This window comes from Serratia grimesii (assembly GCF_900186025.1).
GTDB classification, from domain to species: Bacteria; Pseudomonadota; Gammaproteobacteria; order Enterobacterales; family Enterobacteriaceae; genus Serratia; species Serratia grimesii.
Genome location: NZ_LT883155.1, coordinates 5007399 through 5028164 on the forward strand (window position 1 = coordinate 5007399; position 20766 = coordinate 5028164).

The following is a 20766-nucleotide window of genomic DNA, read 5'->3' on the forward strand; positions in this document are numbered from 1 at the left end:
CCTGTTTTTTAAACGGTATGACCCTGGTGCTGCATTCGGTTCGACAACGGCCACCAGCAAAGGAGTATCAACAGTGCCATGGCAAACATCAGCAAACCGAGGCTGAACTGCCCAGTCTGCGGCAACATGGCGGAAAGCCAGGTCGCCAGGCCAGAGCCCATATTTTGCATACCGCCTACCAACGCGCCTGCCGCCCCAGCCAGATAAGGGAAAGGCTCCATCGCGCCCGTCGTAGCCAGCGGGAACATCATCCCGGCACCGAAAAAGAACAATGCAGCCGGCACAATCAGCGTCCAGATATTCATCACGCCAAACCACCCAGGGATCCACATCATCAGACCCGCCAGCAGGCAACTAATGACAGAGTGCCACACCAAGCTGTGGAAGGTCTTGCCATCACGACCGGCGTACCAGGCACCAAAAAACGCCGCCGGAATCGGCAGAATAAACAAAATACTGACGGTCAGACCGCTCAAGCCCAGCACGCCGCCCATCAGCACACCACAACTGGCTTCAAACACAGCAATCCCCGCCAGTGCACCGATCAACATCACCAAATAACAACTGAACGTGCTATCGCCCAACAACTTGCGGAAACTCGCCAACATTCTCCGCTTTTCGGTCTGCTGCGGCCGGGTTTCCGGCAGCCAACGAAACATGGCGAAAGCAACACCGATACACAGCACCAACAGGAAGGCATAACAGGCACGCCAACCAAATACCATCGCCAACGCCCCACCGATGATCGGTGCCAGCAGCGGGCTCACCAGGATCCCCATGTTAAGCAAGCTGTTAGCGTATCGCAGTGAGGTACCGGCATACAGGTCACGCGGCATCGTACGTGCCATCACTCCAGCCACGCCCGTACCCATCCCCTGAATAGCACTGGCAGCAACCAGCATCGTCAGGCTGCTGGACAGCAACGCTCCTGAGGCTCCAATCATGAAAATCATCATCCCAGCCAGGATCACCGGGCGACGGCCAATACGGTCAGACAGCGGACCGTAAATCAGTTGCGAGAAGCCATAGGTCATCAGATACGCCGCCATCACTCGCTGCACTGCACCGGAGCGCACCGACAGATCTTTAGCAATATCAGCAACAACAGGGACATAAATGGTTTGTGCCATCTGACCGACGGCCACCAACAGGGTAAGCATCACCAACAGGTGAAAGTTTTCTATTTTTCTCATTATCTTCGTTAACGTATTAACTCGTCACAGCGTCCCGGTATGGCTAGGAATTCAGCCAGAACGGCGAGCAGCCCTCTATGGCGGCATAAGCTAACAAATTTTATTTTTTTAGCGAGTTTCAGGAAGATATTGATCTCGGTCACAGTGGCAGCAAAGGCAACCAGCCACGTAAATTAAACTGTACGTCTAACGCTTAGGAGTTAACAATGACAAACTTTCAGTAGTTTGCCTTTAGCATTTAATCGATAATTATTTTCATCATCTTGAAATAAAATAACACCATAGGGATTGGGTTAATGAAGACACCAGAGCTGATTTTATTGCAGTTAAAAACCTTGGGGCCGCATTCCGCCAAAATGCTGGCTGAGCGTCTGGATATCACCCCAATGGGCATCCGTCAGCATCTGCAATCCCTGGAAAAACGTGAGTTGGTTTGTTACGAAGAGGCACGCACCAAAGTAGGTCGCCCTACGCGCTATTGGTCGCTGACCCATCAGGGTCATGCTCAGTTCGCCGATTGCCACGATACATTGGCGACGGCTCTACTGGGCTCAGCGCAGCAGCTGTTTGGCACTGAAGGGGTAGAGCAGTTACTCAGTGTACGCGAAGATAAACTTTATCAACGCTATGCCGAAGAACTGTCAGAGGAGGCTGGCCATCAGGCCAAACTCAACCGGTTAGTACGCCTGCGGCAACACGATGGTTATATGGCCGAACTGTTTGAACATCCGCAAGGCATGCTACTGGTAGAAAACCACTGCCCTATTGGCGTAGCAGCCACCGCCTGCAGCAGCCTATGTGATTCGGAACTACAGCTGTTTCACCGCCTGTTTGGTCACAGCTATCGCATAGAGCGTACAGCACATGCCATTTCCGGCTCACGACATTGCGCTTATTTGATTCGACCATTGGAGCTTTAGAGTATGGCTGACTGGGTTAAAGGCAAGGTTACGCAAGTCACGCAGTGGACCGACGGGCTGTTCAGTATTACCGTCCACGCTCCCATTGCTCCATTCATCGCGGGGCAATTTGCCAAATTGGCACTAGAGATTGACGGCGAACGCGTCCAACGCGCCTATTCCTATGTCAACGCCCCCAGCGATCCGAACCTGGAGTTTTACCTGGTCACCGTGCCGGAAGGCAAACTGAGCCCCCGCCTCAATCAGCTACAGCCGGGGTCGGAAGTAATGGTAACCAAAGAAGCTGCCGGGTTTTTCGTGCTGGAAGAAGTCCCCGAATGTGACACCCTGTGGATGCTGGCAACCGGTACTGCCATCGGCCCATACCTATCCATTCTGCAGGAAGGTAAAGACCTAGAGCGCTTCAAAAATCTGGTGCTGGTCCATGCCACCCGCTTTGCGCGTGATCTCAGCTACCTGCCACTGATGCAACAGCTGCAACAACGCTACAACGGCAAACTGCGTATTCAGACTGTCGTAAGCCGCGAGGAAGTCGCCGGCTCACTGACTGGCCGCGTACCGGCGCTGATTGAAGACGGCCGGCTGGAAGCGGCGGTAGGGTTAACGATCAATGCTGAAACTGACCACGTCATGTTGTGCGGTAACCCGCAAATGGTGCGGGATACCCAGCAGACGCTGAAAGATCAGCGGCAGATGCGCAAGCATCTGCGCCGCAAGCCTGGCCATATCACCAGCGAACACTACTGGTAACCCGTTCCTCAGTCTGCGCTGAACTTCACTGGTTTGGCTGGCGGGCCAAAACGGTTATCCTCGGGCGTGCCGACAAACGCGCCCAAATCGATCATCATCATCACAATGATCAACGTCGGGATAAAACGTCCGACCCCCCACTGCCAAACCGGTGCCAGCATCTGCCAGTTTCCTGCTGCCAGCAACCATGCGACGATCAGTAACAATGCCCACCAACCGGCTTTATTACGGTCATGCAACCGCTTCACCAACACCGCCGCCGTTGGCCATAGCAGCCCGACAATAAAGAATGCAATGGTCTGGATATCCACCAGTTCGCGACTGGCAAGAGAAAAAGCCACCGCCATCAGTACCAGCCACAGCACCATCCAAATCCAGAAGTCACGCCGCCCAATTCGGCCTTTAAACGAAAAGCACCACTGTTGTATTGTCATTGAATCCTGCGTTGTTAGCCTGCCCATAATCTGCCGTGCAGTGTAACATAGGCGCGGCATGGCGAAGGTTTCCGCCCTGCATTACGCGGAGTAACGCACAGCTTTCCTGTCAGCAAGCGATAATGGCACGGGATCTTTGACAATCCCCCTCGGTTATCGCTTTAATCGGAGCCATCTTTGTTCTTGATGCCGTGTATACCATGTTGAGAAAAACCATCGCCATCGCCTGCCTGTTGCTGAGTATCAGCAGCGCTTGGGCCGATCCGCCGGATGCCGCCGTCAGTGCGTCGCCTACCGCGCCGTACCTGCTCGCCGGGGCGCCGACGTTTGATCTGACGGTGGTGGAATTCCGCGAAAAATATAATCGCGACAACCCGAAATTGCCGATCGGTGAATTTCGCGCTATCGCAGCTGCCGAAGACGACACACCGCTGCTGACGCGTGCCGCCAGCAAGTTGAACGAAAATCTCTATGCCTCTACCGCATTGGAAAAAGGCACCGGCAAAATCAAAACGCTACAAATCACCCACCTGCCGCTGCAACAAACCGGCGAAGAGAAAGCCGCCCGCACCATCGCTATTAGCTATATGGCCGCACTGATGCGCCAGTTTGAAACCGCACTCACGGTGGATCAAAGCCTGAGCAAAGTGGCCACCCTGCTGGAAAAAGGCAAAGGTTCACGCTTTTACCAACAGCAGGTCGGTGCGATCCGCTATGTTGTGTCAGACAATGGCGATAAAGGGGTAACTTTCGCTGTTGAACCGGTTAAGCTGACGTTATCCGAGCCATAACAGCTGGCTATTTAATGACGAAAAGCAAAGCCTTCGTGCTTAATCATCTCTATACTGTTGGGCAGGTAAACTGCCGGTCCGGCAGTGGTTATTTCGACTCTCGCGTTCCCTTGTTGGAGGAAAAAACATGCGTCATCCATTAGTTATGGGTAACTGGAAGCTTAACGGCAGCACTCACATGGTTAACGAACTGATCGCCGCTCTGCGCAATGAACTGAGCAGCGTTGACGGTTGTGGCGTCGCTATCGCACCGCCAGTCATGTACCTGGACCAAGCCAAGCACGCGCTGGCTGGTAGCCGCATTGCTCTGGGCGCCCAAAACGTAGACGTAAACCTGTCCGGCGCATTCACCGGTGAAGTTTCCGCTGACATGCTGAAAGATATTGGCGCGCAATACATCATCATCGGCCACTCCGAGCGTCGCACCTACCACAAAGAAACCGATGCAGCGATCGCCGAGAAATTTGCCGTGCTGAAAACTGCCGGTCTGATCCCTGTATTGTGCATCGGTGAAACTGACGCAGAAAACGAAGCGGGTAAAACCGAAGAAGTTTGCGCACGCCAGATCGACGCAGTGCTGAAAACTCAGGGCGCTGAAGCGTTCAAAGGCGCAGTTATCGCTTATGAACCTATTTGGGCTATCGGTACCGGCAAGTCTGCCACCCCAGCGCAGGCACAAGCCGTACACAAATTTATCCGTGATCACATCGCTAAACAGGACGCTGCCGTCGCTGCAGAAGTGATCATCCAGTACGGTGGTTCCGTGAACGATAAAAATGCTGCCGAGCTGTTCACCCAGCCAGACATCGACGGCGCTCTGGTTGGCGGCGCATCACTGAAAGCCGATGCTTTCGCTGTGATCGTCAAAGCCGCTGCTGCCGCTAAAAAAGCCTGATTTCGCTCGGCTGATAAATGAAAAAACCCCGGCATGCCGGGGTTTTTTATTGTGGCTCATCAACTATCAGCGTTTGCTGATCTCATCAAACACGCCACCCGTCGCGAAATGCACCTTCTGAGCTTGCGTCCAGCCACCAAAAGTATCATCCACGGTGAAAAGCTTCAGTTTAGGGAATTGCTCGGCAAACTTGGCAGCCACTGCCGCATCACGTGGGCGATAGTAGTTTTTCGCCGCAATAGTCTGCCCTTCCGGTGTATACAGATACTTCAGATAAGCAGTAGCCACATCGCGGGTACCACGCTTATCAACCACCTTATCTACCACCGACACGGTTGGCTCAGCCAGAATCGATTCACTCGGAGTGATAATTTCAAACTTGTCTTTACCCAGTTCTTTTTCCGCCAGCAGCGCTTCGTTTTCCCAAGCGATCAACACATCACCGATACCGCGTTCCACGAAGGTATTGGTTGAGCCACGCGCACCAGAATCCAGCACTTCAACATTTTTATACAGGTCCTTAACGAACGCCTGCGCCTTAGCCTGATCGTTATTGTTCTGATGCAACGCATAACCCCAGGCTGCCAAGTAATTCCAGCGTGCCCCCCCGGATGTTTTCGGGTTCGGCGTAATCACCGACACGCCCGGTTTAATCAAATCCGGCCAGTCATGGATCTGTTTTGGGTTTCCTTTTCGCACCAGGAACACAATGGTCGAAGTATAGGGTGCTGAGTTGTCTGGCAGCCGTTTTATCCACGCTTTATCAATGCGGCCTCGCTCAGCGATAGCATCCACATCGTAGGCCAACGCCAGTGTCACTACGTCGGCTTCAATACCGTTGATCACCGACGTCGCTTGCTTACCAGAGCCACCATGCGATTGACGTACCGTCACCTTATCCCCAGTCTGCTGCTGCCAGTATTTGCCGAATGCGGTGTTATATTCCTGATAAAACTCACGTGTCGGGTCATATGAAACGTTCAGCAATTGGATATCTTTCGCCATGGCACCGGACGCCAGTAACATGATTGTCAGACCTACACCCCATTTACGCATCGACTCGCTCTCCCAGGAAAATAATCGCAACCTCAATCGGTTGATTTAACATCAGAGCCTGCCAGAAACTTTCCCACCAATTAAAGAATAAAAAATGTTGGGCTATACGATTCTGGAATATAACCGCACAGACATAAAAAAAGCCTCCGCATGCGGAGGCTTCTATTGCCCGGGTTAAGACGGGATCAGTACAGTTTTTTCGCTGTATCCAGCCAGTCGCCCTTGAACGGACGCTTCATGTTTTCGATCGCATCGATGATGTCATGGTGCACCATCTTCTCGTTCTGGATACCGACACAGCGCCCACCGTAGCCCTGCAACAGCAGTTCGATAGCGTAGGCACCCATGCGGGAAGCCAGAATACGGTCGTAAGCAACTGGAGAACCACCGCGCTGAATATGGCCCAGCACCGTAGCACGGGTTTCACGTTTGGTTTCCTGTTCGATATGACGAGCCAGCTCATCGATATCGCAGATGTGCTCGGTGATCGCCACGATCGCGTGTTTCTTACCTTTGGCGATCCCAGCCTTGATTTCGCAAACCAGGTCTTCGCGGTTGAATTCGGTTTCAGGCAACACGATAAATTCACAACCACCAGCGATGGCTGCCGCCAGGGTCAGATCGCCGCAGTAGCGCCCCATCACTTCAACAATGGAAATACGTTGATGAGAAGATGAGGTATCGCGCAGACGGTCAATGGCTTCCACTACGGTTTCAAGCGCGGTGAAGAAACCGATAGTGTAGTCAGTACCGGCTACGTCATTATCGATGGTGCCCGGTAAACCAATACAAGGGAAGCCTTCTTCCGTCAGGCGTTTGGCACCCATATAGGAACCGTCACCGCCAATGACCACCAGCGCATCAATGCCGCGGTTTTGCAGGTTTTCAATCGCCTTGGCGCGTACGCTGTCGTCTCTGAATTCTGGGAAGCGGGCTGAACCGAGGAAAGTGCCGCCGCGATTGATCATATCGGACACGCTGTAACGGTCCAATTGTTCCATGCGATCTTCGTACAAGCCAAGGTAGCCATCGTAAATACCAAAAACTTCCAGACCTTCCGAAAGTGCAGCACGCACAACGCCACGGATCGCAGCGTTCATACCCGGCGAATCACCGCCACTCGTCAGTACACCGATTTTCTTGATCATGACTACCTCTGAACTGTAGATGCAATTTCTTAAGAATTCTGTATTCGCCGATTGTCTTGGAACCTCTCAGGCTACAGAAAACCAGCTTTACGGCTTTATTGCTGGATATTATAGCAAAAACACCCAGCTGAATTGATTCAAGTCACGCAATATTGCGGTAAAAAACTGCTATGGCACGCTGAGCTAACGCCACCATTTGCTCGCTATGCAATCTCACCGTCCCTGTACTGATTATAGCTCCCAACGCCCTTGCTGGCCCGCCGGCACCACAGAACAAGGATCCTGGTGGATGAGAATATCCGCCCCCGGGAAACGATGCAGCAACGCCTGTTCTACCTGCTCGGCCAGAATATGCGCCTGCATCAGCGGCAGCCCATCGTCCATCTCCAGGTGCAACTGAATAAAACGTGTCGGACCGGACTGGCGAGTTCGTAGATCGTGTGCGCCTTTCACCCCAGGCCAAGAGGAAACCACCCCAATAATTGCCTGGCGTTCCTCGTCCGGCAATGCCCTGTCCAGCAGCGATTGTACAGCCTCATTCCCCATCCGCAGCGCGCTGTAAAGAATGTAGACGCCAATTCCCAATGCAAACAATGCATCCGCCCGTTGGAAACCGTACCAGCTTAGCGCAAGCGCTATAAGAATAGCACCATTCATCATGACATCTGACTGATAATGAAGCATATCTGCGCGCACAGCCTGACTGCGCGTTTTTCTGACCACCCAACGCTGATAGGTGACCAAGAGCAAGGTGCTGAACAACGCAACAACCGTAACAACAATACCAATGCCAGGATCGCGCAGCGTTTCAGGAGAATAAAGATGCTGGAAACCGGTCAGAAACAGGAACAACGCGGAGCCAGAAATAAACATGCTTTGCGCCAACGCGGCCAATGATTCTGCTTTACCGTGCCCGAAGGTATGTTCTTCATCGGCTGGCTGTAGTGAGTAACGGACCACCAACAAGTTGGTCAATGATGCGGCAATATCCACCAGCGAGTCCACCAATGCCGCCAACAGGCTCACCGAACCGGTGTGGTACCAGGCAATAATTTTGATCAGTAGCAGTATTGAGGCCAACGCGGTGGCAGCTAGCGCGGCAGACTTCACCAAACGCGCATATTGCGGTTCCATAACCCATCCAGGCTGAACGTTCAGAAGGTCAATATAGCGAAATGATGGACAAAAAAAACCCCGCCATCATGGCGGGGGAAGACAGGGATGGTGTCTATGGCAAGGAAAAACAGGGGACTACTCAGTCATACTTAACTTCTGGGCAGAAGTTTGCTGCAAACCAGAAATCTGTTGCTCCATCTGCTGCATACGCTGCTGATGCTTCTGGTCTAAAACACTTTTTTGCTGTGGCGTCAGAAGGTTATACATTTGGTTGCGCACTCTGGCCATTTCGACCTGGCGCTTAACCTGTTGCTGAGCCATCTCTTCCGCCTGGGCATACACGGCGGCTTCATCAAATTTGTCTGCGGTTACCAGCTTATGCATGGCTTCCATTTCAGCTACATTGACACCAGGCAGATCGTGGCGCGCTTGGCGCATTAAATCGCGCATTTGCTGTCGCTGCTGTTCAGTCAGGCTAACACCGTCAAACATGTGGTGTTGGCCAGGTGCTCTGGTCATCGCGTCGTTTCCGGGAGTCGGTACAGTTTCCGATGTAGTGTCAGCAGCGAACGCAGCGGTAGAACCTATTGCCAGCATTGATGCCATAACTAATGCGGTCACCTTACGCATTTTCACTCCTCGTGCTTTCTCACTTTGCGAATCAACGAGGAGCAGTGTACTGCTGCACCTGCAAACATGCGTCAGTGCATGTAAAACTACGTAAAGTCATGGAATGCCAACAGTTGATGACGTATTTTGCGTCAGGAGGAAAAAATACAATGAACAAAATTCTGTTAGTTGACGACGACCGCGAGCTGACCTCGCTGTTAAAAGAACTTCTTGAAATGGAAGGCTTTACTATCGTCGTGGCATACGATGGTGAACAGGCATTGTCGCTTCTGGACAGCTCCATTGATCTGCTGTTGCTCGATATCATGATGCCAAAGAAAAACGGTATCGATACGTTAAAAGAGCTGCGCCAGCACCACCAGACGCCGGTCATTATGCTGACTGCTCGCGGCAGCGAATTGGACCGCGTGCTGGGTCTGGAACTGGGTGCCGACGACTACTTGCCAAAACCGTTTAACGATCGTGAGCTGGTCGCGCGTATTCGTGCGATCCTGCGCCGCTCCAACTGGAGCGAACAGCAGCAAAATGTCGATACCGGTGCACCAACGCTGGATGTTGACGGTTTGCAGCTCAACCCGGGCCGTCAGGAAGCCAGCTTTGACGGCCAAACGCTGGATCTTACCGGCACCGAATTTACCCTGTTGTATCTGCTGGCACAGCATCTCGGCCAGGTAGTATCTCGTGAATTGCTGAGCCAAGAAGTATTGGGCAAACGACTGACGCCTTTCGACCGCGCCATCGACATGCACATCTCCAACTTGCGACGTAAACTCCCTAACCGCAAAGACGGCCATCCGTGGTTCAAGACCTTGCGCGGACGGGGTTATTTAATGGTATCAGCAACATGATCAACAGTTTGACGGCACGCATCTTCGCCATTTTTTGGTTCACATTAGCCCTGGTGCTGATGTTGGTGTTGATGGTGCCCAAGCTCGACTCCCGCCAAATGACCTCGCTGCTGGACAGCGAGCAGCGGCAGGGGCTTATGCTGGAACAGCATGTCGAGGCCGAGTTGCAAAACGATCCGGCCAACGATCTGATGTGGTGGCGTCGCTTATTCCGCGCCATTGAAAAATGGGCACCGCCAGGGCAGCGCCTCATTCTGGTGACCAGCGAAGGCCGGGTGATTGGCAACATGCAGCGCAACGAAATGCAGTTGGTGCGTAATTTTATTGGTCAATCTGATAATTCCGATCACCCGAAGAAGAAAAAATACGGCCGCGTCGAACTGGTCGGCCCCTTCTCCGTTCGCGACGGTGAAGATAACTACCAGTTGTACCTGATCCGCCCTGCCAACAGTCCACAATCCGATTTCATCAACCTGATGTTCGACCGACCGCTGCTGCTGCTGATCGTCACCATGTTAATCAGCGCCCCACTGCTGCTGTGGCTAGCATGGAGCCTGGCAAAACCAGCGCGTAAACTGAAGAATGCGGCCGATGACGTTGCACGTGGCAACCTGAAACAACACCCGGAGCTGGAAGCGGGGCCGCAAGAGTTTCTGGCGACCGGCGCCAGTTTCAACCAAATGGTCAGTTCGCTGGAACGCATGATGACCGCTCAGCAACGGCTGATCTCCGACATCTCGCATGAGCTGCGCACCCCGCTAACCCGTCTGCAACTGGCTACCGCGTTAATGCGTCGTCGCCACGGCGAAGGCCGTGAGCTGGAGCGCATCGAAACCGAGGCGCAACGTCTGGACTCGATGATCAACGATCTGTTGGTGTTGTCACGAGGACAGCAGAAAAGCGAGTTGGTCCGTGAGCGGCTACTGGCCAATGAACTCTGGGCCAATGTACTGGATGACGCCGGCTTTGAAGCCGAGCAAATGGGCAAGCAGTTGGAAGTCACCGCCCCTCCCGGTCCGTGGACACTATTCGGCAACGCCGGCGCGTTGGACAGCGCACTGGAAAACATTGTGCGCAACGCGCTGCGCTACTCAAACACCAGGATAGCCGTGGCGTTCAGCGCGGACAACCAGGGCATCACTATTGTGGTCGACGATGATGGCCCAGGCGTCAGTACGGAAGATCGTGAACAAATTTTCCGACCGTTTTATCGCACCGACGAAGCGCGTGATCGCGCCTCTGGTGGCACCGGCTTGGGCCTGGCGATCGTAGAGGCGGCGGTTAACCAGCATCGCGGCTGGGTAAAAGCGGAAGACAGCCCGCTCGGCGGTTTGCGGTTGGTGCTGTGGTTACCGCTGCACCAGCGCTGATCGCCTAAGACAGGCCGGTAAGATTTTGTTATTCTGCGCCCCTCGTCATGAGGGGCTTTTTACATGTTGAACATTGTTTTATTCGAACCTGAAATTCCACCTAACACGGGCAATATTATCCGCCTGTGTGCCAATACCGGCTTTCAACTGCATCTGATAGAGCCGATGGGTTTCCCGTGGGATGATAAACGTCTGCGTCGTGCCGGGCTGGACTACCATGAATTTGCCAGCATCCGACGTCACGCCGACTACGCCGCTTTTATTGCCAGCGAAAATCCTCAGCGGCTGTTTGCCCTGACCACCAAAGGCACACCGGCGCACAGCGCGGTCAGCTATCAAGCAGGCGATTACCTGCTATTCGGCCCGGAAACCCGCGGACTGCCCGCCGATATCCTTGACGCCCTACCCGCACAACAAAAAGTTCGCATTCCCATGCAGGCACAAAGTCGTAGCATGAATCTGTCTAATGCCGTTGCGGTAGTGGTGTATGAAGCCTGGCGGCAACTAGACTACGCAGGTGCGCTGATTAAATCTTAACCGATGACAGTCTGTGCTACAGAGAGGATAATCTTTAAAGATGACGTCTCTGGAGACGCAACATGGCGTTGGTCGAGAGTATTATCACGCAAGGGCGTAAGCTCGAGAGCGCGCTGAATCAAGCGTTGCTGCGTTTACGGGACACAACAGATAACGAGGCTCTGCATGACGTACGTATCAACCTGCGACGTCTCAGGAGCCTGCTGAGACCATTGCGCGGTACCCATGGTGCTGCACAACTCGACAACGCCGCTGCCAAGCTGGGGAGAATCACCACGCCAATACGCGATCTGGAAGTACTGATTATCGAGCTGGATCAGCATCAGCTAACGTGGCAGGCCAATACCCGCAAGACTGAACTGCAAAGCCGCAAACCCGCTTTAACATCGTTACCGTTACTCATCCGCCTCCCCACACTGCTGCATGCCTGGCTAAGCATTTTCCTCAGGACCCAACATCGGCATACGAAACACCGTATTGCCCACCATATGAACCGTCAGGTGAAACAATTGCGCCTGGCGCTAGCTGACGCGGATTACGATCGACACAGGTTACGTCTGTTGGTTAAACATCTACGTTATGTCGTGGATACCTACCCCCAATTTGCCCTCATCACACCTGCAGCTATCGCCCACCTGAAAACGGCGCAAAACACCCTCGGTCATTGGCACGATCATGTTGTCTGGTACCAGATGGCAGAACATCAGCAAGATCTCTGGCCGCTGCTGCCGCAATGGCGATCGGTCATTGCGATCGCACAGGAAAATGCAGAGACGGCATTGCTTTTACTGTCTCAAGCACTCAGTGGCGCAGGTAAAAAACACGCCAGATATCACAATCCCGACAAGCTGGCCTGAAACATGGCACACACGGCGCTGAAAACATCCACTGCGCCAGAAGATAATGAACTATGTTTTGTAAGGGTTATCGACACTCACTATAGGAAATCGTATGAAAAAACAACGCTTGTGCGTTGCCACAGCGGTTCTGGCAGCAGGCCTGTTGCTGGCAGGCTGTGCATCCAAAGTAACAACAACAGAACAATACTCAGGCTTCCTGTCTGACTATAGTAAATTGAAGGAAACCAGCTCACCAAGTGGCCATAAAACGCTACGTTGGATCGATCCTAACTTTAAAGAATCCAACTACCGAGGAGTGTATTTTTCTCCTGTAGTCTATTACCCACCGGCAAAACCCAACGACCGCGTCAGCCAGCAAACACTGGATAAAATCAGGAACTATACCGACCAAAGCATGAGAAAAGCGGTCGCTGAACGCACAACTATTCTGAAGAGTCCGGCGGGTTCTCGCGTCTTGTTGGCAAAAGTAGCGATTACCGCCGTCTCGGCCGAAGATGAAGACATGAAATTCTATGAAGTGGTGCCGGTTGCCGCAGTGGTAGCCAGCACCATGGCCGCGACTGGCCACCGGACGCAAAACACAACTCTGTTCCTCGAGGCTGAGTTGATCGATCAGGATACCGGCAAGACCGTGCTGGAAGTCGTACGCAAGAGTTACGGCAGAACTGTCAGCAATGACAGTGCGCCGGTGACAGAAGAAGAAGTCAAAGCAGCAATCGATGAAATGGTCGCCGACACTGTTGCGTTCCCGAAACAGGGCTAAACATTCTCCGAAGAAGAAAAAGCACAGGGGGAGCTAAAGCTCCCCCTGTTTTGTCGGTTATGCGAACAGATTAAATACCGTCGCCGTACTCAAATCCGTGGTTGTTACCATTGAAGTACTGATCCATATCCATTGATGGCGTATCGCTTTCCGGTCGACCGACAAGACGTGCTGGTACACCAGCTGCAGTCGTATGCGGCGGCACCGATTGCAGCACTACCGAGCCAGCGCCAATTTTTGCGCCTTTACCTACTTCGATATTACCGAGAATTTTAGCCCCGGCGCCTATCATTACACCTTCACGGATCTTTGGATGGCGATCGCCACTGGTTTTCCCGGTACCGCCAAGGGTGACAGATTGCAGAATAGACACGTTATTTTCTACCACGGCCGTTTCACCGATCACAATGCCGGTCGCGTGATCGAGCATGATGCCGCAGCCAATAGTGGCTGCCGGATGGATATCAACGCCAAAGGCGACCGAAATCTGATTTTGCAGATAAATCGCCAGCGCCTGTCGCCCTTGCAGCCATAGCCAGTGGCCAATACGGTAGGCTTGCAGTGCATGGAAGCCTTTCAGATACAGCAGAGGGGTAGAATATTTGTCGACGGCCGGGTCGCGTAGGCGTACCGCCAGAATATCGCGAGCTGCCGAAGCGATCATTTGCTGATCGGCTAAGTAGGCGTCTTCCACCACTTCGCGCACCGCAATGGCTGGCATAATTGGATTAGCCAGTTTGTTTGCCAAAATATAGCTGAGTGCCCCCCCCAGATTGTCGTGCTTGAGCAGCGTCGCATGATAAAAGCTAGCCAGCATCGGCTCACACTCAGCCAGCCCTCTCGCTTCTGATTTGATGCTATTCCAGACCTGCTCTAACTCTTCTGACGACATCTGGTTCCTCTCCGCCTTGCAAAACAGGCCACCTCATCGCATCGCGATCAGGTGGCCCAAAACAATTACTGGGTCGGCATGCCGCCCAGCATATCGGTTTTATACCCGTCGAATTTTAAGCCATAGGGTTATAGATTACCCGCTGTGCTTTTCATCTTTTCTGGTGCGCCCTAACAGGCTCAGTGCGGCTTCGCGGGCATTTTTATGGCAATACAACACCTGGTAAATCTGTTCGGTAATGGGCATTTCCACACCGTAGCGTTGTGCCAACGCCAATACCTCTTTGGTATTGCGATAGCCTTCGACAACCTGACCGATGCTGTCCTGCGCTTCTTGCACGCCTTTCCCCTGCCCCAACATAATACCGAAGCGGCGGTTGCGCGATTGATTATCGGTGCAGGTTAACACCAAATCGCCCAGACCAGCCATGCCCATAAAGGTCGATGGGTCAGCCCCCAGAGCCGAGCCAAGGCGGCTCATTTCCGTCAGGCCACGGGTAATCAATGCAGTACGTGCATTAGCACCAAAACCAATACCGTCTGACATCCCTGCACCGATGGCAATCACGTTCTTCACGGCACCGCCCAGCTGTACGCCGATAAAATCGGGATTGCTGTAAACGCGGAAGCTTTTGCCACAGTGCAGCAGCAGTTGCAGATCTTCGGCAAACTGCGCATCTGTAGAGGCCAATGCAATCGCGGTCGGCAGCCCAGCTGCCAGTTCCTTGGCGAACGTCGGCCCTGAGACCACCGCCAACGGAATAGCATCGCCTAGCGCTTCGCGAGCCACGTCCTGCAACAACCGACCCGTCTCTGCTTCCAGCCCTTTAGTCGCCCACACGATGCGGGCATCCGGGCGCAGATGCGGTTTCAACTGACGCAGCACATCGCCGAACACATGGCTTGGTACCACTACAAGCACATCGCGGCTGGCCGCCAGTGCGCGAGCCAGATCGGCTTCGAGCAACAACGTGTCGGGGAAAGCGACGTCGGGAAGAAATGCCTGGTTGCAGCGATCATGCTGCATTTTTTGAATCTGCTCGGGGTTATGACCCCACAGCACCACAGAGTGGCCATTACGCGCCAGCGTAATGGCTAATGCGGTGCCGTACGAGCCGGCACCGATAACAGTCATTGAAGCATTGACGGTGTTCATCAGGCATCCTGATGTGGTGCGGCACCTTCGCCTTCCGCCTGCTGTTGCAGATAGTTCATGAACAGCGCGTCAAAGTTAACCGGTGCCAGATTCAGCTGCGGGAATGTACCGCGAGAAACCAAGCTGGTGATGCACTCACGCGCATACGGGAACAGAATGTTCGGGCAGTATGCACCCAGGCAATGCGCCAGCTGCGTACCATCGATGCCCGCTACGGAGAAGATACCCGCCTGCTGCACTTCACACAGGAACGCAGTTTCTTCACCCAGAGATGCTGTCACGGTTACGCGCAGTACAACTTCATACACTTCGTCAGCCAACTGGCTGGAAGCCGTATCTAGATCCAGTTTAACTTCCGGCTGCCATTCCTGCTGGAAAACCTGCGGTGCGTTTGGCGCTTCGAAGGAGATATCTTTGGTGTAAATACGCTGAATCTGAAAAGCCATCTCTGTGCTGTTTTGTTCTGACATGTGTGTAATACCCTTGGTTAAACGTCCTTATTGACACTCAGTAACCGGCAGTCACCCGCTTAAAGCAGCGGATCCAGACCACCACGAGTATCGAGTTCATATAAATCATCGCAGCCGCCGATATGTTGGCCATCGATGAAAATCTGAGGCACGGTGGTGCGCCCACTGCGCGCAATCATCGCTTCGCGTTTTTCATTATCGCCATCAATGGCGATTTCGTTAAACGCGGCGCCCTTACTGTTCAGCAGCGCTTTAGCGCGATGGCAGAACGGGCAGGTCGCTTTGGTGTAGATATCAATGTTAGCCATGAATTACCACCTCAAATACGTTAAACAATTACTTACCGCGCACAAGTGGCAGGTTTTCCCCGCTCCAGCCGGCAATACCGTCTTTCAACGTAACTACGTTTTCAAAACCGGCCTTGCTCAGGTTCTCTGCCGGCTCGCGGGAGGTGGTGCCATTGGCACAAACCACGATGATCGGCTGAGCTTTGTGTTTTTCCAGCTCGCCCAGACTACCGCTTTTGATTTCGCTGGCGGTCAAGTTGATGGCGTTAGCCAGGTGGCCTCGGCGGAAATCATCACGGCTGCGGGTATCAACCACAACGGCATCTTCTTTATTAATCAGGCGGGTGGCTTCACCACGGGTGATCTCTTTCACCTTGGAGAAACTGCTCTTGAACGTCATGACGATCACCGCAACCAGCAGGGCGATCCAGGCCAGGCTCAGTATGGGATGCTTGCTAACGAATTGCATAATTTCTTGCAGCATGGGGTATAACAACTCCCGTCAGTTAAGGGAAAAAATAACTCAAGGTTCCAGAGTATACCTGCCGAGTGCAGCAAATACAGCCAATAAGCAAGCGCTATTGCAGAAACTGCGGGCCACGCTGACAAATTCACGGTCTCAGAGCATAAAAGCCAGCCTTGTTCACTGCAACTTTGATCTCTCTGGGCTCTTTTTAACCGGCCACGTTGTAAAATCAGGCAGTTTTTTAGGGTGAATAGCCATCAATCTGATCACGGGTTGATGGCTATTCACAACTTAAAAGTTCATAACGAGGTTAATGCAATGTCGAGTAACAAAAAGCCGATGGTACTGGTGATTCTGGACGGTTACGGCCACCGTGAGGAGCAACAGGACAACGCCATTCTGAATGCTAAAACGCCGGTGATGGACCGTCTGTGGCAACAGCAGCCGCACACCCTGATCGCCGCGTCTGGACTGGATGTCGGCCTGCCTGACGGCCAAATGGGCAACTCTGAAGTTGGCCATGTTAACTTGGGCGCCGGGCGTATTGTTTATCAGGATCTGACTCGACTGGATAAAGAAATCAAAGACGGTGATTTCTTCACCAACCCAACGCTGACAGCAGCGGTCGATAAAGCCGTTCAAGCAGGCAAAGCGGTGCATATCATGGGTCTGTTGTCGCCTGGCGGTGTGCACAGCCACGAAGACCATATTATGGCGATGATTGAACTGGCCTCACAGCGCGGCGCCAAAGCCGTTTATCTGCACGCTTTCCTGGATGGTCGTGATACCCCGCCACGCAGTGCAGAAACCTCTTTGCAACGCTTTAGCGACGCGTTTGCCAAACTGGGTACCGGACGCATTGCGTCGCTGATTGGCCGTTATTACGCTATGGACCGCGATAACCGCTGGGACCGCGTGCAACTGGCTTATGATCTGCTGACTCAGGCCAAGGGCGATTACATTGCCGATAACGCGGTTGCTGCCCTGCAGGCTGCCTATCAGCGCGGTGAAAATGACGAATTCGTGAAACCGACTGTACTCCAGGCCGCGGGTGAAGCGACCGCCGAGCTGAATGACGGCGACGCACTGATTTTCATGAACTTCCGTGCCGATCGCGCACGCCAGATCGTCCGCGCTTTCGTCAATGCAGATTTCGACGGTTTCCCTCGCGCCAAGATCATCAATTTTGGTGATTTTGTGATGTTGACCGAGTATGCCGCCGACATCAAAGTTCCTTGCGCCTATCCGCCTGCATCGTTGCGTAACACCTTCGGTGAGTGGCTGATGAAACACGACAAGACACAGCTACGCATCTCGGAAACCGAAAAATACGCCCACGTCACCTTCTTCTATAACGGCGGCGTTGAAGAGCCGTTCGCCGGAGAAGATCGCGTACTGATCAACTCACCGAAGGTCGCTACCTATGATTTGCAGCCTGAAATGAGTGCCGCAGAGCTGACCGATAAACTGCTGACAGCCATTGGCAGCGGCAAGTACGACGCCATTATCTGCAACTATCCGAATGGCGACATGGTAGGCCACACCGGCGTCTATGACGCGGCAGTGAAAGCGGTAGAAACGCTGGATAACTGCATCGCTCAGGTTGTCGAGGCGGTTAAAGCCGTCGATGGTCAGTTGCTGATCACCGCCGATCACGGCAACGCCGAACAAATGCGTGACCCGGCGACCGGTCAGGCTCATACCGCCCACACCAGCTTACCCGTGCCGTTGATTTACGTCGGCAAGCCTGCCAACGCAGTCAATGGGGGCAAGCTTTCCGACATCGCGCCAACCATGCTGACACTGATGGGAATGGAAATCCCGCAAGAGATGACTGGTAAGCCGCTGTTCATCGTGGAATAATCCTTCCCTATGAGGGAAAAGGCGTTTTTTGCACTATCAAGGGTAACCCGAAGCGCAAACACAGGCGGCCAATCGCTGCCTGAACGCACTGCGCCAAGGAAGTTAACCACCATGTGCGCCAGCGTATTTTACGCTGGCGTCTTGTTGTTGCCGCTCGCCAGCCAGGCGGCGGAGGACAACAAATCCCAACTCAAAGACATCCAGCAAAGTATTGCCGAGAAAGAAAAGGCGGTTAAGCAGCAGCAGCAACAGCGCAGCTCTTTGCAAGATCAACTGAAGCAGCAAGAAAAAACTATCGCACAGGCGAGCCGCCTGTTACGAGACACACAAGGCACATTGAGCCAGTTGGGGAAAGACATCTCCGGTTTGAACGCTTCAATTGCCAAGCTGCAAAAACAGCAATCCACCCAGCAGGATATCCTCGCGAAACAACTTGATGCAGCCTTCCGACAAGGCCAGCACAGCGCAGTACAATTAGTTCTTAGCGGTGAAGAGAGTCAGCGCAGCGAGCGTATTTTGGCTTACTTCGGCTATCTGAACGAAGCACGGCAAAAAACGATTGAAGAGCTAAAACAAACCCGGGCCGAACTGGCGAAGCAAAAAACGACGCTAGTTGCCAAGCAAGGCCAACAGAAATCGCTGTTAGGCGAGCAACAAACCCAGCAGCAAAAGCTGGAGCAGGCACGCGGCGCGCGTAAGAAAACGCTGACCGCACTCGAAGCCTCGCTGGAAAAAGATCAGCAGCGTCTGGTGGAACTGCGTCAGAACGAAACCCGCATGCGAGACCAGATTGCCCGTGCCGAACGTGAAGCCCGCGCCCGCGCGGAACGTGAAGCGCGTGAAGCCGCCAAGGTGCGCGAACAGGTCCGCGTCAAAGAACAACAGGCGAAGAAAACCGGCACCAGTTATAAACCAAGCGAAGCCGATCGCTCGCTGATGGCCCGTACCGGCGGTCTCGGTCGACCAAACGGGCAGGCCATATGGCCAGTACGCGGCCGCACACTGCACGGCTTTGGCGAACAGTTGCAAGGCGAGCTACGCTGGAAAGGTATGGTCATTGAGGCCAGAGAAGGTAGCGAAGTGAAAGCCATCGCCGATGGCCGCGTATTGTTAGCTGACTGGTTGCAGGGCTATGGCCTGGTTGTCGTCATCGAGCACGGTAAGGGTGACATGAGCCTGTATGGCTACAACCAGAGCGCGTTGGTCAACGTCGGGGCGCAGGTGCGTGCCGGTCAACCAATAGCTTTAGTGGGTACCAGCGGGGGCCAGGGAACGCCGTCGCTCTATTTCGAAATCCGTCGCCAAGGCCAGGCCGTTAACCCACTACCGTGGTTGGGAAGATAGATTTGCGCTATATCAAACCCCGTACTGTCGTACTGATTGGCTGTTTGTTGCAGGTTTGCGCCGCACAGGCAGGGAAATTGTCCATTGTGATCGATGACGTGGGTTATCGTCCGCATGAAGAAGGCGCAGTGCTGCAAATGCCAACGGCAATATCAATTGCCGTGTTACCTAACGCCCCACATGCCCGTTTGATGGCCACCCGCGCCCACAGTCAGGGCCGCGAAGTGCTGATTCATATGCCAATGGCACCGCTCAGCAAGCAACCTTTGGAACGCGATACATTACAGCCGTCCATGAGTAGCGAAGAGATCCAGCGCATTATCCGCAATGCAGTCAATAATGTGCCCTATGCGGTGGGTATGAATAACCATATGGGCAGCGCCATGACTTCCAGCCTACCAGGCATGGAGAAAGTCATGCAGGCACTCGACAGCTATCAGCTCTATTTCCTCGACAGCATGACCATCGGTAACAGCCAAGCCACCCGAGCAGCGGCAGGAACGCACGTGAAGGTGATTAAGCGTAAGGTGTTCCTGGACGATACCGCCAACGAAGCCGATATCCGCCGTCAATTCAACCGCGCGGTTGACGTGGCGCGCCGCACGGGTTCAGCCATCGCGATTGGTCACCCGCGCCCAGCCACAGTGAAGGTGTTGCAGCAAATGTTGCCAACTCTGCCGGCTGATATCGTGTTGGTCAAACCTAGCTCACTACTGAATGAACCGCAGGGCGGCAGCGGTGGCAATTACGTCCCACCTGCGGTCAAACCGCCGAAACCACAGCCGAAGAACCCGTTCACCGGCGGTATCAAGCAGTGTAAGGTCAAGTTGCCGAAAGAAAAAGTCAGCGCGAGCGCGGTGATTAGCGTGATCGGTGAAAGCGTGGCGCAATCGCCAGCGGGGACATTCATTAAACGCCAGTGGCAACGCTGGACAGACGCCACACCAACGAAACCAAAAGTATAAAAAAAGGGCCGGA

General features: G+C 53.6%; 23 protein-coding genes. 12 read left to right on the forward strand and 11 right to left on the reverse strand.

All coding sequences use genetic code 11. The features are described 5' to 3' along the window. Nucleotides 1–8: 8 nt before the first annotated feature. Entirely contained in the window at nt 9–1193 is a 1185-nt protein-coding gene (emrD, locus tag SGBXF1_RS23330) for a multidrug efflux MFS transporter EmrD (protein WP_037425581.1), read from the reverse strand. Between the two features lie 296 nt (nt 1194–1489). Here emrD and SGBXF1_RS23335 point away from each other — a divergent pair, with 296 nt between their 5' ends. Next, nucleotides 1490–2113: a helix-turn-helix transcriptional regulator gene (locus SGBXF1_RS23335; RefSeq protein ID WP_037425583.1), complete on the forward strand. Its 624-nt coding sequence runs from the start codon at nt 1490–1492 to the stop codon at nt 2111–2113. Between the two features lie 3 nt (nt 2114–2116). After that, a complete protein-coding gene (gene fpr / locus SGBXF1_RS23340) occupies nt 2117–2863 on the forward strand; it encodes a ferredoxin--NADP(+) reductase (RefSeq protein ID WP_037425585.1) in 747 nt (248 codons plus the stop codon). 8 nt (nt 2864–2871) lie between these two features. Here fpr and SGBXF1_RS23345 read toward each other — a convergent pair whose 3' ends face one another. Beyond that, a complete protein-coding gene (locus tag SGBXF1_RS23345; RefSeq protein WP_037425588.1) occupies nt 2872–3297 on the reverse strand; it encodes a DUF805 domain-containing protein in 426 nt (141 codons plus the stop codon). 200 nt (nt 3298–3497) lie between these two features. Between SGBXF1_RS23345 and SGBXF1_RS23350 the strand changes: the two genes are divergently transcribed. After that, nucleotides 3498–4088, forward strand: a complete 591-nt coding sequence (locus SGBXF1_RS23350) for a DUF1454 family protein (RefSeq protein ID WP_037425592.1) — start codon at nt 3498–3500, stop codon at nt 4086–4088. A 127-nt stretch (nt 4089–4215) separates the two neighbouring features. Then, a complete protein-coding gene (gene tpiA / locus SGBXF1_RS23355) occupies nt 4216–4983 on the forward strand; it encodes a triose-phosphate isomerase (RefSeq protein ID WP_012147479.1) in 768 nt (255 codons plus the stop codon). A 66-nt stretch (nt 4984–5049) separates the two neighbouring features. Here the strand turns inward: tpiA and SGBXF1_RS23360 are convergent, their stop codons facing one another. The 4 genes from SGBXF1_RS23360 to cpxP form a co-directional block, all read right to left on the reverse strand. Beyond that, a complete protein-coding gene (locus SGBXF1_RS23360) occupies nt 5050–6039 on the reverse strand; it encodes a sulfate ABC transporter substrate-binding protein (protein ID WP_061808607.1) in 990 nt (329 codons plus the stop codon). Nucleotides 6040–6224: 185 nt separating this feature from the next. After that, on the reverse strand, nt 6225–7187 hold the full coding sequence (pfkA, locus tag SGBXF1_RS23365) for a 6-phosphofructokinase (protein WP_037425599.1): 963 nt from the start codon (nt 7185–7187) through the stop codon (nt 6225–6227). 231 nt (nt 7188–7418) lie between these two features. Next, nucleotides 7419–8321, reverse strand: coding sequence for a CDF family cation-efflux transporter FieF (gene fieF, locus SGBXF1_RS23370; RefSeq protein ID WP_186427616.1), 903 nt, complete (start codon nt 8319–8321; stop codon nt 7419–7421). Nucleotides 8322–8438: 117 nt separating this feature from the next. Beyond that, nucleotides 8439–8933 carry a cell-envelope stress modulator CpxP gene (gene cpxP / locus SGBXF1_RS23375; RefSeq protein ID WP_037421671.1) on the reverse strand — a complete coding sequence of 165 codons (495 nt, stop codon included), beginning with the start codon at nt 8931–8933 and terminating at the stop codon, nt 8439–8441. 149 nt (nt 8934–9082) lie between these two features. Between cpxP and cpxR the strand changes: the two genes are divergently transcribed. The 5 genes from cpxR to SGBXF1_RS23400 all read left to right on the forward strand — a co-directional run bounded on the left by cpxR (nt 9083) and on the right by SGBXF1_RS23400 (nt 13311). Next, on the forward strand, nt 9083–9781 hold the full coding sequence (cpxR, locus tag SGBXF1_RS23380) for an envelope stress response regulator transcription factor CpxR (RefSeq protein ID WP_004953234.1): 699 nt from the start codon (nt 9083–9085) through the stop codon (nt 9779–9781). After that, nucleotides 9778–11151, forward strand: coding sequence for an envelope stress sensor histidine kinase CpxA (gene cpxA, locus SGBXF1_RS23385; protein ID WP_037421674.1), 1374 nt, complete (start codon nt 9778–9780; stop codon nt 11149–11151). The genes cpxR and cpxA overlap by 4 nt, the downstream gene beginning before the upstream one ends. Before the next feature lie 63 nt (nt 11152–11214). After that, nucleotides 11215–11688, forward strand: coding sequence for a tRNA (uridine(34)/cytosine(34)/5-carboxymethylaminomethyluridine(34)-2'-O)-methyltransferase TrmL (gene trmL / locus SGBXF1_RS23390; RefSeq protein ID WP_186427617.1), 474 nt, complete (start codon nt 11215–11217; stop codon nt 11686–11688). A gap of 62 nt (nt 11689–11750) precedes the next feature. Then, entirely contained in the window at nt 11751–12545 is a 795-nt protein-coding gene (locus SGBXF1_RS23395) for a CHAD domain-containing protein (protein ID WP_186427618.1), read from the forward strand. Nucleotides 12546–12639: 94 nt separating this feature from the next. After that, the gene (locus SGBXF1_RS23400; protein ID WP_037421679.1) at nt 12640–13311 is read left to right on the forward strand and encodes a DUF3313 domain-containing protein; all 672 of its coding nucleotides are present in this window, start codon (nt 12640–12642) and stop codon (nt 13309–13311) included. A 70-nt stretch (nt 13312–13381) separates the two neighbouring features. Here the strand turns inward: SGBXF1_RS23400 and cysE are convergent, their stop codons facing one another. The 5 genes from cysE to SGBXF1_RS23425 all read right to left on the reverse strand — a co-directional run bounded on the left by cysE (nt 13382) and on the right by SGBXF1_RS23425 (nt 16599). Next, nucleotides 13382–14203, reverse strand: a complete 822-nt coding sequence (cysE, locus tag SGBXF1_RS23405) for a serine O-acetyltransferase (RefSeq protein WP_037421681.1) — start codon at nt 14201–14203, stop codon at nt 13382–13384. 135 nt (nt 14204–14338) lie between these two features. Further along, the gene (gene gpsA, locus SGBXF1_RS23410) at nt 14339–15358 is read right to left on the reverse strand and encodes an NAD(P)H-dependent glycerol-3-phosphate dehydrogenase (RefSeq protein ID WP_037421684.1); all 1020 of its coding nucleotides are present in this window, start codon (nt 15356–15358) and stop codon (nt 14339–14341) included. Continuing rightward, nucleotides 15358–15828, reverse strand: coding sequence for a protein-export chaperone SecB (gene secB / locus SGBXF1_RS23415; RefSeq protein ID WP_004953255.1), 471 nt, complete (start codon nt 15826–15828; stop codon nt 15358–15360). Before secB ends, gpsA begins: the two co-directional genes overlap by 1 nt. A gap of 59 nt (nt 15829–15887) precedes the next feature. Continuing rightward, entirely contained in the window at nt 15888–16136 is a 249-nt protein-coding gene (gene grxC, locus SGBXF1_RS23420; protein ID WP_037421687.1) for a glutaredoxin 3, read from the reverse strand. A gap of 28 nt (nt 16137–16164) precedes the next feature. After that, nucleotides 16165–16599, reverse strand: a complete 435-nt coding sequence (locus tag SGBXF1_RS23425; RefSeq protein ID WP_012147491.1) for a rhodanese-like domain-containing protein — start codon at nt 16597–16599, stop codon at nt 16165–16167. 300 nt (nt 16600–16899) lie between these two features. Between SGBXF1_RS23425 and gpmM the strand changes: the two genes are divergently transcribed. From gpmM to SGBXF1_RS23440, 3 genes are read left to right on the forward strand one after another with little or no spacing between them, the layout of a single operon-like run. Next, entirely contained in the window at nt 16900–18444 is a 1545-nt protein-coding gene (gene gpmM / locus SGBXF1_RS23430) for a 2,3-bisphosphoglycerate-independent phosphoglycerate mutase (RefSeq protein WP_186427619.1), read from the forward strand. Nucleotides 18445–18453: 9 nt separating this feature from the next. Continuing rightward, complete coding sequence (envC, locus tag SGBXF1_RS23435) at nt 18454–19788, forward strand: murein hydrolase activator EnvC (protein WP_061808602.1); 1335 nt, start codon at nt 18454–18456, stop codon at nt 19786–19788. Nucleotides 19789–19790: 2 nt separating this feature from the next. Further along, a complete protein-coding gene (locus SGBXF1_RS23440) occupies nt 19791–20753 on the forward strand; it encodes a divergent polysaccharide deacetylase family protein (protein ID WP_037421690.1) in 963 nt (320 codons plus the stop codon). The last annotated feature ends 13 nt before the right edge of the window (nt 20754–20766 follow it).

What these genes read in the sequence shown, in the direction of transcription:
- emrD (WP_037425581.1), bottom strand. Translation starts at nt 1,193, where the DNA reads ATGAGAAAAATAGAAAACTTTCACCTGTTGGTGATGCTTACCCTGTTG.
- SGBXF1_RS23335 (WP_037425583.1), top strand. Translation starts at nt 1,490, where the DNA reads ATGAAGACACCAGAGCTGATTTTATTGCAGTTAAAAACCTTGGGGCCG.
- fpr (WP_037425585.1), top strand. Translation starts at nt 2,117, where the DNA reads ATGGCTGACTGGGTTAAAGGCAAGGTTACGCAAGTCACGCAGTGGACC.
- SGBXF1_RS23345 (WP_037425588.1), bottom strand. Translation starts at nt 3,297, where the DNA reads ATGACAATACAACAGTGGTGCTTTTCGTTTAAAGGCCGAATTGGGCGG.
- SGBXF1_RS23350 (WP_037425592.1), top strand. Translation starts at nt 3,498, where the DNA reads ATGTTGAGAAAAACCATCGCCATCGCCTGCCTGTTGCTGAGTATCAGC.
- tpiA (WP_012147479.1), top strand. Translation starts at nt 4,216, where the DNA reads ATGCGTCATCCATTAGTTATGGGTAACTGGAAGCTTAACGGCAGCACT.
- SGBXF1_RS23360 (WP_061808607.1), bottom strand. Translation starts at nt 6,039, where the DNA reads ATGCGTAAATGGGGTGTAGGTCTGACAATCATGTTACTGGCGTCCGGT.
- pfkA (WP_037425599.1), bottom strand. Translation starts at nt 7,187, where the DNA reads ATGATCAAGAAAATCGGTGTACTGACGAGTGGCGGTGATTCGCCGGGT.
- fieF (WP_186427616.1), bottom strand. Translation starts at nt 8,321, where the DNA reads ATGGAACCGCAATATGCGCGTTTGGTGAAGTCTGCCGCGCTAGCTGCC.
- cpxP (WP_037421671.1), bottom strand. Translation starts at nt 8,933, where the DNA reads ATGCGTAAGGTGACCGCATTAGTTATGGCATCAATGCTGGCAATAGGT.
- cpxR (WP_004953234.1), top strand. Translation starts at nt 9,083, where the DNA reads ATGAACAAAATTCTGTTAGTTGACGACGACCGCGAGCTGACCTCGCTG.
- cpxA (WP_037421674.1), top strand. Translation starts at nt 9,778, where the DNA reads ATGATCAACAGTTTGACGGCACGCATCTTCGCCATTTTTTGGTTCACA.
- trmL (WP_186427617.1), top strand. Translation starts at nt 11,215, where the DNA reads ATGTTGAACATTGTTTTATTCGAACCTGAAATTCCACCTAACACGGGC.
- SGBXF1_RS23395 (WP_186427618.1), top strand. Translation starts at nt 11,751, where the DNA reads ATGGCGTTGGTCGAGAGTATTATCACGCAAGGGCGTAAGCTCGAGAGC.
- SGBXF1_RS23400 (WP_037421679.1), top strand. Translation starts at nt 12,640, where the DNA reads ATGAAAAAACAACGCTTGTGCGTTGCCACAGCGGTTCTGGCAGCAGGC.
- cysE (WP_037421681.1), bottom strand. Translation starts at nt 14,203, where the DNA reads ATGTCGTCAGAAGAGTTAGAGCAGGTCTGGAATAGCATCAAATCAGAA.
- gpsA (WP_037421684.1), bottom strand. Translation starts at nt 15,358, where the DNA reads ATGAACACCGTCAATGCTTCAATGACTGTTATCGGTGCCGGCTCGTAC.
- secB (WP_004953255.1), bottom strand. Translation starts at nt 15,828, where the DNA reads ATGTCAGAACAAAACAGCACAGAGATGGCTTTTCAGATTCAGCGTATT.
- grxC (WP_037421687.1), bottom strand. Translation starts at nt 16,136, where the DNA reads ATGGCTAACATTGATATCTACACCAAAGCGACCTGCCCGTTCTGCCAT.
- SGBXF1_RS23425 (WP_012147491.1), bottom strand. Translation starts at nt 16,599, where the DNA reads ATGCTGCAAGAAATTATGCAATTCGTTAGCAAGCATCCCATACTGAGC.
- gpmM (WP_186427619.1), top strand. Translation starts at nt 16,900, where the DNA reads ATGTCGAGTAACAAAAAGCCGATGGTACTGGTGATTCTGGACGGTTAC.
- envC (WP_061808602.1), top strand. Translation starts at nt 18,454, where the DNA reads ATGAGGGAAAAGGCGTTTTTTGCACTATCAAGGGTAACCCGAAGCGCA.